Source organism: Scandinavium hiltneri (genome assembly GCF_024764835.1).
GTDB lineage: Bacteria > Pseudomonadota > Gammaproteobacteria > Enterobacterales > Enterobacteriaceae > Scandinavium > Scandinavium hiltneri.
In genome coordinates this window covers 705,533-717,994 of record NZ_JALIGE010000076.1, presented here as the reverse complement: position 1 = coordinate 717,994, position 12,462 = coordinate 705,533, and the positions used below count along the sequence as shown (strand labels likewise).

The window sequence follows — 12,462 nt, the reverse complement described above, 5'->3', positions numbered from 1 at the left end:
AGTGTGCTCAGCAGCAAAGGTTATTTAACTTCGAGACCTTTGGCTTGCAGATCGGCGTGGTAAGAAGAACGCACGAAAGGACCGCAAGCAGCATGGGTGAAGCCCATCGCCAGTGCTTCTGCTTTCATCTCTTCGAACTCATCCGGACTAACGTAGCGCTGAACCGGCAGGTGGTGACGGCTTGGCTGCAGATACTGACCGAGAGTTAGCATGGTCACGCCGTGGCGACGCAGGTCGCGCATAACGTCGATGATTTCGGCGTTGGTTTCACCCAGACCGACCATCAGACCTGACTTGGTTGGGATCTCAGGATGCGCTTCTTTAAAACGCTCCAGTAGCTTCAGGGACCAGTTATAGTCAGCGCCCGGACGGACCTGGCGGTACACGCGCGGCACGTTTTCCAGGTTGTGGTTGAACACATCAGGTGGCGTGGCGGTGAGAATGTCCAGCGCACGATCCATACGTCCACGGAAATCCGGGACCAGGGTTTCGATTTTGATGGTTGGGTTTTTCTCACGGATGGCGTCGATGCAGTCTGCAAAGTGCTGTGCACCGCCATCGCGCAAATCGTCACGGTCAACGGAGGTAATGACCACGTAGCGCAGCCCCATGTCGGCGATGGTCTGTGCGAGTTTCTGTGGTTCGTTGGCATCCGGCGCAACAGGGCGACCATGGGCAACGTCACAGAATGGGCAGCGGCGGGTGCAAATCGCACCCAGGATCATAAAGGTGGCCGTTCCGTGGTTAAAACATTCCGCGAGGTTAGGGCAAGAGGCTTCTTCGCACACCGAGTGCAGGCCATTTTTGCGCATCGCAGCCTTGATACCCTGAATACGGGTCGAGTCGGCCGGAAGTTTGATTTTCATCCATTCCGGTTTTCTCAGCAGCGCTTCGCGCTCGGTAGCCACATTTTTAACCGGGATAAGGGCCATTTTATCGGCATCGCGGTACTTAACACCGCGTTCCATCACAATGGGTTTACTCATAGCGTGCGTGTTCCAGTTGCGGGTAACGAAGAAAGCGTTTCAATTCAAGGAAATGTTGTATTTATCAACTATTTTTGAATTAGACGGCTGGCAGTATAGCATTAATCAGGGGGATAAAGCAGCCTGCCAGGCCGGCAATTTGTAAACCAGATGTTGCTTTATGTGCTTATTGACGGGCAAAGCAGCAGAACGGGGCGGACTCCGGGTCTTTCAGAATGCCTGGCGAATAGCGGTGATAACACTTTGTAGCACCGGGTCACGCATGCTGAGTTTGTTGTAATGCAGTGAAAATTCGACCGATTCTTCACGCAGCGGCGCAAAATCGACAACCTGAAGTGGCCAACAACGAGACAACAGCGTGAAGAATCGCGCTGGCATTAACCCAATAAGATCGCTGCTGCCAATCAGCGCGGCAATGGTCACAAGGTTGTAACTGCTGAAGCTGATGCGTCGCTCAGGGAACATCTCATGCACGCGTTTACGCAGTTCTGTGTGTGAGGCACCTTCCATCATCAGCAACGAATATTCGTAGTGGTTCAGTGATTCTACGGTAGGCGGCATTTTCAGGACCGGGTGACCTTCGCGAGCGACCAGCACCACTTTGTCGCTATAAAGTACGTGATGGCTTAATACCCGCGCGCTATGCAGGTTGCTGTCGATGATCAAATCGGTCTGGAACTGGCTCAGTTGAAGGCCAACGTCGGTAACAGGAATGTTGCGCAGCAGCAACTGTGGGAATTTGTCTTTGATGGTTTGATAAATGACGGGCATAACCACTGCACCGACCGTCGGTGATGTGCCAATGGTGATTGTGCGCTGTTTGTCATAGCTGCCGGTCAAATCTAATGCGCCAAGGATCGATTCCAGGCCCTGGCTGATGTATTCGTGCAAATGCATGGCGTAGGCGGTAGGGGTCACGCCCTGGCCTTTGCGGATGAAAAGCGGGTCAGGAAATATAGTGCGCAACTTCTGAATTGATTGGCTAATAGCTGAAGGAGTGAGATTCAGAATTTTCGCAGCATTAACGATGCCTTTATGCACATATACAGCCTCGAAAATCGTCAGCAAATTGAGGTCTATATTTCGCAGAGTTCGGAAAATTTGCGGTGTATCACTCTCAAGGCGAGGATTTATTCGGCTTTCCGGCTTTTCGTTATATTCCACACTTGTACTCCGTATTCATTTACAATATGAATGATAGTTGAAAAAATATTTATTGTTATTATGCTTTTGAGAGGCGATTTTACGCGGAGACAGGATTTACATCATTTTTAACAATGAATTAGATCTCGAACTGCGGAACGGCCTTGTGTTTCTGGTGGTGTGTTAACGTAAAACTTTGTGTGCGACGAGCTCTTTTATCCGTCGAGCGCAGAAAAAATATAGAAAGTTGTGAATAATGTAAAGGGAAAGGAGGTGAAAGAGCCCAGGACCCGACAAAATATCAGGCCCAAGTGTATAATATATTAAGCAGCAATATATTTATGGGGTGGATTGTTTAGCAGTGCTAAAAATTGCGACACCAAAACGGGGGAAATATTTTCCGGTTTTGCATCTGCATGCCAGTGCTGCATTTGCGTCATTTCCATTCCCGCATAACCGCAAGGGTTAATGCGTAAAAAGGGCGATAAATCCATGGCGACATTCAGCGCCAGCCCGTGAAATGAACAGCCTTTTCGAATACGTAATCCTAGTGAACAAATTTTCTGCTCACCAACATACACCCCGGGCGCATCGGCACGCGGATGCGACTCAATTCCAAATTCAGCCAGTGTGTTGATCACCGTCTGTTCCAGCAGTGTCACTAGCTCTCGCACCCCAAGCTTACGGCGTTTTAAATCTAACAGGACGTACATCACCTGCTGGCCGGGTCCGTGATAGGTCACCTGGCCGCCGCGATCGCTTTGAACGACCGGAATATCACCGGGAACCAGGACATGTTCCGCTTTGCCAGCCTGACCCTGTGTAAAGACAGGCTGATGCTCAACCAGCCAGATTTCGTCTGGGGTGGTTTCATCACGGTGGTCGGTGAAGTCATGCATCGCCTGAGAAACAGGCTCATAGGGTTGTACGCCAAGCTGGCGGACGAGGAGGGTGTTCAGATCCAAAACGACATCTCCGCGGGACGGGAAAACATGGGCGAAGAGTATATCACAGCGCGGGAAAGGAATTGCCCGGAGAGCTCCGGGCAACAGGGTTACAGCACCATACGAACGATTTCGATATTCCCCAGCTCTTCGTACAGGGTTTCGACCTGCTCGATGTGGGTGGCGTTAATGGTGATGGACACCGAGTGGTAGTTGCCTTTGCTGCTCGGTTTTACCTGTGGAGAGTAATCACCTGGCGCATGGCGCTGCACCACTTCCACCACCTGGTCAACCAGCTCAGGCTTCGCCAGACCCATTACCTTGTAGGTAAATGAAGTAGGGAATTCAAGCAGTTCGTTAAGTTTGGTTTTCATGTCAGCTCCGGTGGTTTAAAAAGAACTGCTCCCGCGCAAGGCACGGGAGCAGTTATTGTCATGCTAAGTATATGGGGATGGAAATCACACTTTCAAGTGTGTAATTTTTAACCAAACCAGTGGTGGAACATTAATTTAATGTAATCAATGATCTTACCGAAGAAGTTACCTTCAGGAATTTCTTGCAGCACCACCAGCGGACGCTGTTCGATAGTTTTACCGTCGAGCTGGAAGTTAATGGTGCCAACAACCTGGTTTTTCTGCAGTGGGGCGTGCAGTTCGACGTTGTTCAGCGTGTAGCTGGCTTTCAGGTCTTTCATGCGACCACGTGGAATAGTGAGGTAGACGTCTTTATCTACACCAAGGGATGCGCGATCGTTGTCACCAAACCAGGCTGGCTCAGAGGCAAACTCTTTACCTGCTTTTAGCGGATTTACGGTTTCGAAGAAGCGGAAGCCCCAGGTCAGCAGCTTTTTACTCTCGGTTTCACGGCCTTTATAAGTACGACCGCCCATTACCGCAGAGATCAGACGCATCTGACCTTCGGTTGCCGACGCCACGAGGTTGTAGCCCGCTTTGTCAGTGTGGCCTGTTTTGATGCCGTCGACCTGCAGGCTGTTGTCCCACAGTAAACCGTTACGGTTCATCTGACGGATGCCGTTGAAGGTGAATTCTTTCTCTTTGTAGATGGTGTATTCGTTTGGCACGTCGCGGATCAGCGACTGACCAATCATCGCCATATCACGCGCGGAGCTGTACTGACCGTCTGCATCCAGGCCGTGAACGGTCTGGAAGTGGGAGTTTTTCAGGCCCAGGGCCGTTACGTAGCTGTTCATCAGTCCGACGAAGGCGTCCTGGCTGCCAGCGACATAGTCGGCCATTGCAACACAGGCATCGTTACCGGACTGCAGGTTAATCCCGCGAATCAGCTGGGAAACGGGCACCTGCATGCCTGGCTTCAGGAACATCAGGGATGAACCTTTGAATACTGGGTTACCGGTGGCCCATGCGTCGGTACCGACGGTGACCAGGTCAGATTCTTTGAATTTACCCGCTTTCATTGCCTGACCGATGACGTAGCTGGTCATCATTTTGGTCAGACTTGCCGGGTCACGGCGTTCGTCGGCGTTCTGCTCGGCCAGGACTTTGCCTGAGTTGTAGTCGATCAGAATGTAGGATTCCGCATCGATCTGCGGAACGCCTGGGATCATGGTTTTGATGTTCAGGTCATCAGCGTGGGCAGCGGAGGTCAGTGCCGCGACAGACAGAGCCGTGATAAGTAAACGAGCAGAAAAAGAGGTCTTCATGGTCAGAACAACGACATCCGTGATGAGTTAAAAAAAGTGCCTAACTATAGCAAATGCAAGGGAACCCGGCATCCAGCAATGCGTATGAGAGTGTTAATGGTTTTAACATACGTACTGCGCTGAGGATGCCAGTCCTGTTTTAGTTGGCGCGAGTAATAAATGACTGTAATTGCGCCTCGCTTTGCAGGCGCTGTTGTACGGTGCTGGCGTCGGTCTTGTTGCTGAACGGCCCTAACTGAATACGCCAGACGGCGCCGTTCTGCATGACGCGACCGGGCACAGAAAACTGCTGGCTCAGACGCTGCTGATATTGCTGCGCACGGGCCTGGTCACTCACTGCGCCGACCTGAACCACATAGCTGCCGCTGGCGGCCGTAGAGGCTGATAGAGGTGCGGCGGTTGGTGCAACGCTTCCTTGGGTGGAACCCGGTGCCGTTACTGGTGCGCTTTGTGTCGGCGCAGGCTGCACAGCAGTCGACTGGACTGCCTGCTGAGGGGCAGGCTGTACCGCCGGAGCGCTGCTTTCCAGTACGCCGTTGTTTAGCGTGGTCGGTGCGCCAAGGAAGCCGCTGCTGTTAACCGGTGCGCCGGTGGTATCTTCCGGTTTCAGCGTGTCATTACTGATGGCACGCACGTCGCTTTGCGGCGTCGCATCCTGCGGCGTTGACGATACGCTTCCCATGCCGCCATTCAAATCCGGGCGAGCGGGCAGGGCATAAGTTTGTTTCGCAATGGTGGTACAGGCGGTACCCGGGCCGGACATCGTTCCGTCCTGCGCCACAATAATCGGGTCAATCCGCACTTTGGTATTATTCGACGTATTCAGGCGATCGGCGGCGGCGCGAGAAAGCGAGATCACACGATCGTTGCCGTAAGGGCCACGATCGTTGATGCGCACGATAAGCATACGGCCATTCGCCAGGTTGGTGATTCGCGCATAGCTCGGCACCGGCAGCGTTGGATGCGCGGCGGTCAGCTGCGTGGCATCAAACGGTTCACCTGACGCGGTCAGGTTACTGCCCGGCTCAGCGTCATAAATTGCGGCCAGACCAGTCTGACTAAAGTTTGACGGGTCCTGCACAATTTTGAAATTCTTCCCGTCACGCTGATAGTCCTGATTCACCGACGGATTCAGGGGTTCAAAGCGCGGGTCGGCACCACTTATTTCTACCACAGGACCGTTACAGACCGCCGGTGTCGGTGCGGTGACGGTCTGCTGTTGCTGCCCATCATCACTTGAACACGCTGCCAGTAAGCCAGCTGCGATACAGATCCCAAGCCATTGTTTACGCATCTTTGCGCACCCCTTCTTATACGCTTTTCGACAACATTTTTCTGTGGGTGTGTATCGACATGACGATACCAAACCCGGCCATCAGTACGATCAGGGCTGAGCCCCCATAGCTGACCAGCGGCAAGGGTACGCCAACTACCGGCAGGATCCCACTCACCATACCAATATTTACGAAGACATAAACGAATAAAATCAACATTAAGCCACCGGCCATGACGCGGCCGAAAGTGGTTTGCGCCTGGGCGGCAATCCACAATCCGCGCATGATCAACAGGACGTAGAGCGCCAACAACACCAGGAAGCCTATCAGGCCCAGTTCTTCTGCCAGCACCGCGAAGATAAAGTCAGTATGGCGCTCGGGCAAGAACTCCAACTGTGACTGGGTGCCGTGCAGCCAACCTTTACCGCGCAGGCCGCCGGAGCCTATGGCAATTTTAGACTGAATAATGTGGTAACCCGCCCCCAGCGGATCGGTTTCCGGGTCGAGCAACATCATCACGCGCTGGCGCTGATAGTCGTGCATCAGGAAGAACCAGAGGATCGGTATGAAGGCGGCGACCATCAGCACGGCGACGCCAATCAGGCGCCAGCTGAGACCCGCCAGGAACAGAACGAACAGGCCAGACAGCGCAATCAGAATCGAGGTACCGAGATCCGGCTGTGCGGCAACCAGCAGCGTTGGCAGGAAAATCAGTATCAGCGCAATGGCGGTATTTTTGAGTGTAGGCGGGCAGACGTCACGGTTAATGAAGCGAGCCACCATCAGCGGTACGGCGATTTTCGCAATCTCCGAGGGCTGAAAACGGACGACGCCTAAATCCAGCCAGCGCTGAGCCCCTTTAGAGATAGCCCCAAAGGCGTCAACTGCGACCAGCAGCACGATACAGAAGATATAGAGCCATGGCGCCCAGCCTTCGTAAACTCGCGGCGGGATTTGCGCCATCACGACCATGATGACAACACCCATCGCAATCTGGCCGATTTTACGCTCCATCATGCCCATATCCTGGCCGCTGGCGCTCCAGATAACCAGCGCGCTGTAAGTCAGCAGCGCCAACAGGATAAGCAGCATGGTTGGGTCCAGGTGGATTTTATCCCACATCGATCGTTTGTTCGGATTATCCGTCATTGTTATTGGTCCTCCGCGGCTGCGGCTGCCGGGTTTTCTGCCGGCAGTACGGTGTTGTTATCACCGAGCATAATGTGGTCGAGAATTTGACGCATGAGTGTCCCGACTGCAGGGCCTGCGCCGCCATTTTCGAGGATCATCGCTACCGCCACTCTTGGATTGTCGTATGGCGCAAACGCGGTCATCAGTTTGTGGTCACGCAGACGTTCCGCAATGCGGTGGGCGTTATAGGTTTCGTTGGCTTTCAGACCAAAGACCTGTGCCGTACCCGATTTCGCGGCGACTTTATACGGTGTGCCGACAAAGGATTTATGCGCCGTCCCGTTAGGTCGGCTCGCAACACCATACATCCCGTCTTTGGCAATTTCCCAGTAACCGGAGTGCACGTCGCCGACAGGGGCTTCGTGAGGCTGGTCCCAGGGAATCTGTTTCCCATTTTCGGCGGTGCTCATCAGCAGGTGAGGCACTTTCACAACGCCATCGTTAATCAGGATCATCAGCGCTTTACTCATCTGGATCGGCGTGGCCGTCCAGTAGCCCTGGCCGATCCCGACCGGAATGGTGTCACCCTGGTACCACGGTTTCTTAAAGCGTTTCAGTTTCCATTCACGGGTTGGCATGTTACCGGAGCGCTCTTCGGAGAGATCGATTCCGGTGTAATGGCCGTAGCCAAACTTGCCCATCCACTCTGAAAGTCGGTCGATGCCCATATCGTAGGCGACCTGATAGAAGAAGGTATCCGCCGATTCTTCCAGCGCTTTGGTGACGGTCAGATGGCCGTGACCCCATCTCTTCCAGTCGCGATAGCGCTTGTCGGAGCCTGGTAGTTGCCACCAGCCCGGGTCAAATAAACCGGTGTTGCGGGTAATTACGCCCGCAGTCAATGCGGAGACTGCAACGTACGGTTTTACCGTCGACGCAGGAGGATAAACACCCTGTGTGGCGCGGTTGATCAGCGGCGTGTTCGGGTCGTTCAACAGTCCGGAATAATCCTTACTGGAAATGCCATCTACGAACAGATTCGGGTCGTAGCTTGGCATAGAAACCAGTGCCATGATCCCGCCAGAACGTGGATCAGTGACGACCACCGCTGCACGGCTGCCCGCCAGCAGAGTTTCAATATACTGCTGTAACTGCAGGTCCAGCGTCAGATGGATATCATGCCCGGCAGTTGGCGAAACTTCTTTCAGCTGACGGATGACGCGACCGCGGTTGTTCACTTCAACCTCTTCGTAACCGGTCTGTCCGTGCAGTACGTCTTCGTAATAGCGCTCAATACCCAGCTTGCCGATATCGTGGGTCGCGGCGTAGTTAGCGAGTTTGCCTTCTTTATCAAGGCGTTCAACGTCTTTGTCGTTGATTTTCGAGACGTAGCCTATCACATGCGTTAGTGCGGATCCGTAAGGATAGTAGCGACGCTTATAGCCTTTCACTTCCACGCCGGGGAAACGGTACTGATTCACCGCAAAACGGGCGACCTGCACTTCTGTCAGGTTAACTTTGACCGGAATGGAGGTGAAACGGTGAGAGCGGGCGCGCTCTTTCTTGAAATTGACGATATCGTCGTCGGTAAGGTCGACCACGCTTCGCAGATCGTTCAACGTTTGCTGGAGGTTATCGACCTTTTCCGGCATCAGCTCTAACTGATAAATGGTGCGGTTCAACGCCAGCGGAGTGCCGTTACGGTCATAGATAATGCCGCGGCTTGGTGGGATTGGCACCAGCTTGATGCGGTTTTCGTTGGAGCGGGTCTGGTAGTCGGTAAAGCGGACAATCTGCAGATTATAGAGGTTAACAACCAGCACGCCGCTGAGCGCTAATATGCCCAAAAATGCGATTACCGCCCGGCGCACAAACAGCGCGGACTCAGCCGTGTAGTCGCGAAAAGAATTCTGTAATTTCATCCGCTGCTTAATCTAACCTGGTCATCATTACTCGCGGTGGTAAGGGTGGTTGGTGGTAATACTCCACGCCCGATAAAGGCTTTCTGCAACCAGCACGCGTACCAACGGGTGAGGGAGAGTGAGCGAGGAAAGCGACCAACTTTGTTCTGCGGCGACTTTACAGGCAGGGGATAACCCCTCCGGGCCACCGATTAGCAGACTAACGTCACGCCCATCCTGTTTCCAGCGCTCAAGCTCATGGGCCAGCTGCGGTGTATCCCACGGTTTTCCGGGGATATCCAGCGTGACAATGCGATTTTTGCCGGCCGCAGCCAGCATCAATTCACCTTCTTTCTCCAGAATGCGAGCAATATCGGCATTCTTACCGCGTTTACCGGCAGGAATTTCCACCAGTTCGAACGGCATATCTCGGGGAAAGCGGCGCAGGTATTCCGTGAAACCGGTCTGAACCCAGTCCGGCATTTTGGTTCCCACGGCAATGAGCTGCAGCTTCACGCATTAACCCCAGAGTTTTTCCAGTTCATACAGGCGACGGCTTTCTTCCTGCATAACGTGAACAATCACTTCGCCGAGATCAACCACAACCCAGTCAGCGACATTTTCGCCTTCTACACCCAGCGGGTACAAACCTGCAGCGCGAGATTCCTGGACAACGTGATCGGCAATGGACACCACATGGCGGGTGGACGTACCGGTGCAGATGATCATGCAGTCAGTGATACTGGATTTGCCGTGAACATCGATAGTGATGATGTCCTGGCCCTTAAGGTCGTCGATTTTGTCGATGACAAAATCCTGAAGTTCTTTACCTTGCAAGTTTCCCCCTGGTCAGGTGATGAAAAATATAAACAGCCCGTAAGTATACCTGAAACCAGGACGAAGTCGGACAAATGTCGCCTGCCGGACAGTACCGGCGCGCTATCATCCCACCCAATGGCCATGATTGCATCGCCATTTTTGTAAAACAATTTCTGTAAATCAGTGGGGTGGGACAAGTCTGGCTGCGGAGAATAACAGCCTGTCAGGGTGTGTCAATGGTCTGGAGGGATGTTGGCGATGAAAATAGGGATCTCGCAGAGTTTACACGCAGTAAGTCCCGGAAAGTTATTGGTAAAGCCCCTGTTCATGGATATAACGCAGCACTGCCTGCGGCAACATTTCGTCGCAGGATTCGCCCTGCTGGAGGCGTTCGCGAATCAGTGTGGCGGAAATATTGAACCAGGGTGTTTCAGCAATATAAATTTTCCCGGCGGGAGTGCGGTGTAAATCATCCACGCTGTTCGTCAGATGGCGATCCAGCCAATGCTGATGCGCTTCCTCTTTCATCGCCATCGGGTAGCCCGGACGACGGCACACTAACAGGTGCGCATTATCCAGAATGCTTTGGTAGTCGTGCCATGACGGGAAGTTGATCAGCGAGTCCTGACCAATAATAAAAGCCAGCGGCTGTGTTGGACCCTGTTCCTGACGCCATTCGCGCAGCGTTTCCGATGTGTAAGAGCGCGTATCGCGGCGCAGTTCGCGTTCATCGAGTTCAAAAAGGGGCTTATCGGCGATTGCCAGCTTCAACATTTTGGTACGCTGGGCGCTGCTCGCTTCCGGCTGTGGACGATGCGGCGGAACGTTGTTCGGCATGATGATGACCTTCGACAGGCCAATCAGGTTTGCCAGAATTTCGACTGGTTTGAGGTGGCCATAATGTACGGGATCAAACGTGCCGCCGTAGAGTGCCTTTAACGCCGTCATATCATCCTTCAAAAAAAACGTCGGGCAGATTTTTGTGACACAGCAGCAGCGACAGACCGTCGAGTTCAGCCCAGACCGACTGGCCGTAATCCTGTTTGAGCGTGAGCTCAGTTCGCGCCAGGAGAGACACCGCATGGCGCAGCTGCTCCGGGCTCAGGCGGTTCAGCGCTTCGGTAAATAACGGTCGACGATTCTGCCAGACGCGGTGCTTATCGAACAATGCGCGCAGCGGCGTGTTGACCGATTGACGCTTCATGTTCACCAGCAGCAGAAGTTCGCGCTGAAGGGTTCGCAGCAGAATAACCGGCTCACTGCCTTCCTGGCGTAACTGCTGCAGGATATGCAACGCGCGTTTGCTTTTTCCTGCCAGCAGTGCATCCAGCCAGTGAAACGGTGTAAAGTGCGCAGCATCATTTACCGCCCGCTCAACCCGTGGCAGCGTCAGTTTACCGTCAGGCCACAGGAGAGAGAGGCGTTCAAGCGCCTGAGTCAGCGCCAGCAGGTTACCTTCATAGCAATAGCAAAGCAGCTGGCTTGCGGCATCATCGAGCTGCAAATTTAGTTGTCTGGCACGCGTGGCGAGCCAGCGCGGCAGCTGTGCTTGTTCCGGCGTCTGGCAGGAAACCTGCGCTGCCCGTCCGGAAAGCGCGTTATACCAGGCCGCATTTTCCTGGGCTTTGGTCAGCTTATTACCGCGGATAATAAGCAATAATTCGTCGTGGAGCAGGCCAATCAGCGCCACGAGCTGTTCATTAATAGCCGCATTCGGACCATTATCCGGCAGGACCAGCGTCAACGTTTGACGCATGGCGAACAGGCTGCGTTCCTGGCTAAGCGCAAACAGCGCATTCCAGTCGGTGCTGGCGTCTATCGTGACAGTGTGGTGTTCATCAAAGCCCTGAGCCCCCGCCGCGTGGCGAATGGCATCCTGACTTTCCTGAAGCAATAGGGGGTCATTTCCGAGGAGTAAATACGCCGCGCGCAGCCCTTCAGAGAGCTGCGCGCGGAGTTGTTCAGGGTACAGCCGAATCATCAGTTACCCAGAGTCGTGGAGACGCGAGTTCCGGCCGGTGCTTCGGTTGCGTTAGCATCCGCAGCAGACTGATCGTCCTCTTTGGTGGCTTCAGTATCCGCCACCTTGACGCTTGGCAGCTTACGAATCAGCTGCTGAGCGGCTTTGTCGTACATCTCCTGGATGATTATCTCCTGCTCGGCATCTTTCGCCAGCGCCTGCAGTGGGTTATCGAAGTACGAACGATAAACCTTGGTGCTGATTGGATAGATGTCGTGACCCGGGATCAGCACGCTGGCGGAGACGGTCATGACCATCTGGTACTCCGCAGTCTGCCCATTCTGGAATACCGATGCGGTATCTTGAGATATCGCCACACCGCCCAGACGCAGGGACGGAATGTCCTGGCGAATCGAGCTGGCTTCGACAATCTCAATCCCATTCAGGCGTAATTGGTTACGTACTGCACGGCTCATCGGTCCGTTAGGATCGCCTGAGATAAAAATCATCTTTTTCATGTTGTCCGGAACCTGCGTGGTACTACGCAGGTGCCAGCCACAACCCGCGGTGACAAGCACCGCCAGAGATACCAATAACGTTGTCAGAAATCGCACGCTTCCTCC

Annotated in this window: 13 protein-coding genes; all 13 read right to left on the bottom strand. The window is 53.7% G+C overall.

Translation table 11 applies throughout. From position 1 onward, the window contains the following. Positions 1-20: 20 nt before the first annotated feature. A complete protein-coding gene (gene lipA, locus MUU47_RS20920) occupies positions 21-986 on the bottom strand; it encodes a lipoyl synthase (protein WP_258990064.1) in 966 nt (321 codons plus the stop codon). A 210-nt stretch (positions 987-1,196) separates the two neighbouring features. Beyond that, positions 1,197-2,150 (bottom strand): YbeF family transcriptional regulator, encoded by a 954-nt coding sequence (locus tag MUU47_RS20915; protein ID WP_258990062.1) that lies wholly within the window; start codon positions 2,148-2,150, stop codon positions 1,197-1,199. Positions 2,151-2,452: 302 nt separating this feature from the next. Beyond that, complete coding sequence (gene lipB / locus MUU47_RS20910; RefSeq protein ID WP_258990061.1) at positions 2,453-3,094, bottom strand: lipoyl(octanoyl) transferase LipB; 642 nt, start codon at positions 3,092-3,094, stop codon at positions 2,453-2,455. Positions 3,095-3,183: 89 nt separating this feature from the next. Beyond that, a complete protein-coding gene (gene ybeD / locus MUU47_RS20905; protein ID WP_097164602.1) occupies positions 3,184-3,447 on the bottom strand; it encodes a DUF493 family protein YbeD in 264 nt (87 codons plus the stop codon). A gap of 107 nt (positions 3,448-3,554) precedes the next feature. Then, positions 3,555-4,754: a D-alanyl-D-alanine carboxypeptidase DacA gene (gene dacA, locus MUU47_RS20900; RefSeq protein WP_258990060.1), complete on the bottom strand. Its 1,200-nt coding sequence runs from the start codon at positions 4,752-4,754 to the stop codon at positions 3,555-3,557. Positions 4,755-4,893: 139 nt separating this feature from the next. After that, positions 4,894-6,048 carry an endolytic peptidoglycan transglycosylase RlpA gene (rlpA, locus tag MUU47_RS20895; RefSeq protein WP_258990058.1) on the bottom strand — a complete coding sequence of 385 codons (1,155 nt, stop codon included), beginning with the start codon at positions 6,046-6,048 and terminating at the stop codon, positions 4,894-4,896. 16 nt (positions 6,049-6,064) lie between these two features. Beyond that, positions 6,065-7,177 carry a peptidoglycan glycosyltransferase MrdB gene (gene mrdB / locus MUU47_RS20890; protein ID WP_110512399.1) on the bottom strand — a complete coding sequence of 371 codons (1,113 nt, stop codon included), beginning with the start codon at positions 7,175-7,177 and terminating at the stop codon, positions 6,065-6,067. A gap of 2 nt (positions 7,178-7,179) precedes the next feature. After that, complete coding sequence (gene mrdA / locus MUU47_RS20885) at positions 7,180-9,081, bottom strand: peptidoglycan DD-transpeptidase MrdA (RefSeq protein ID WP_258990057.1); 1,902 nt, start codon at positions 9,079-9,081, stop codon at positions 7,180-7,182. 27 nt (positions 9,082-9,108) lie between these two features. Further along, positions 9,109-9,576, bottom strand: a complete 468-nt coding sequence (rlmH, locus tag MUU47_RS20880; protein WP_258990056.1) for a 23S rRNA (pseudouridine(1915)-N(3))-methyltransferase RlmH — start codon at positions 9,574-9,576, stop codon at positions 9,109-9,111. Between the two features lie 3 nt (positions 9,577-9,579). Continuing rightward, on the bottom strand, positions 9,580-9,897 hold the full coding sequence (gene rsfS, locus MUU47_RS20875) for a ribosome silencing factor (protein WP_110512402.1): 318 nt from the start codon (positions 9,895-9,897) through the stop codon (positions 9,580-9,582). Between the two features lie 288 nt (positions 9,898-10,185). Beyond that, the gene (gene nadD / locus MUU47_RS20870) at positions 10,186-10,827 is read right to left on the bottom strand and encodes a nicotinate-nucleotide adenylyltransferase (RefSeq protein ID WP_258990055.1); all 642 of its coding nucleotides are present in this window, start codon (positions 10,825-10,827) and stop codon (positions 10,186-10,188) included. A 1-nt stretch (position 10,828) separates the two neighbouring features. Then, positions 10,829-11,860 (bottom strand): DNA polymerase III subunit delta, encoded by a 1,032-nt coding sequence (holA, locus tag MUU47_RS20865; protein ID WP_258990054.1) that lies wholly within the window; start codon positions 11,858-11,860, stop codon positions 10,829-10,831. Next, positions 11,860-12,453 carry an LPS assembly lipoprotein LptE gene (lptE, locus tag MUU47_RS20860; RefSeq protein ID WP_258990053.1) on the bottom strand — a complete coding sequence of 198 codons (594 nt, stop codon included), beginning with the start codon at positions 12,451-12,453 and terminating at the stop codon, positions 11,860-11,862. Before lptE ends, holA begins: the two co-directional genes overlap by 1 nt. Between the last annotated feature and the right edge of the window lie 9 nt (positions 12,454-12,462).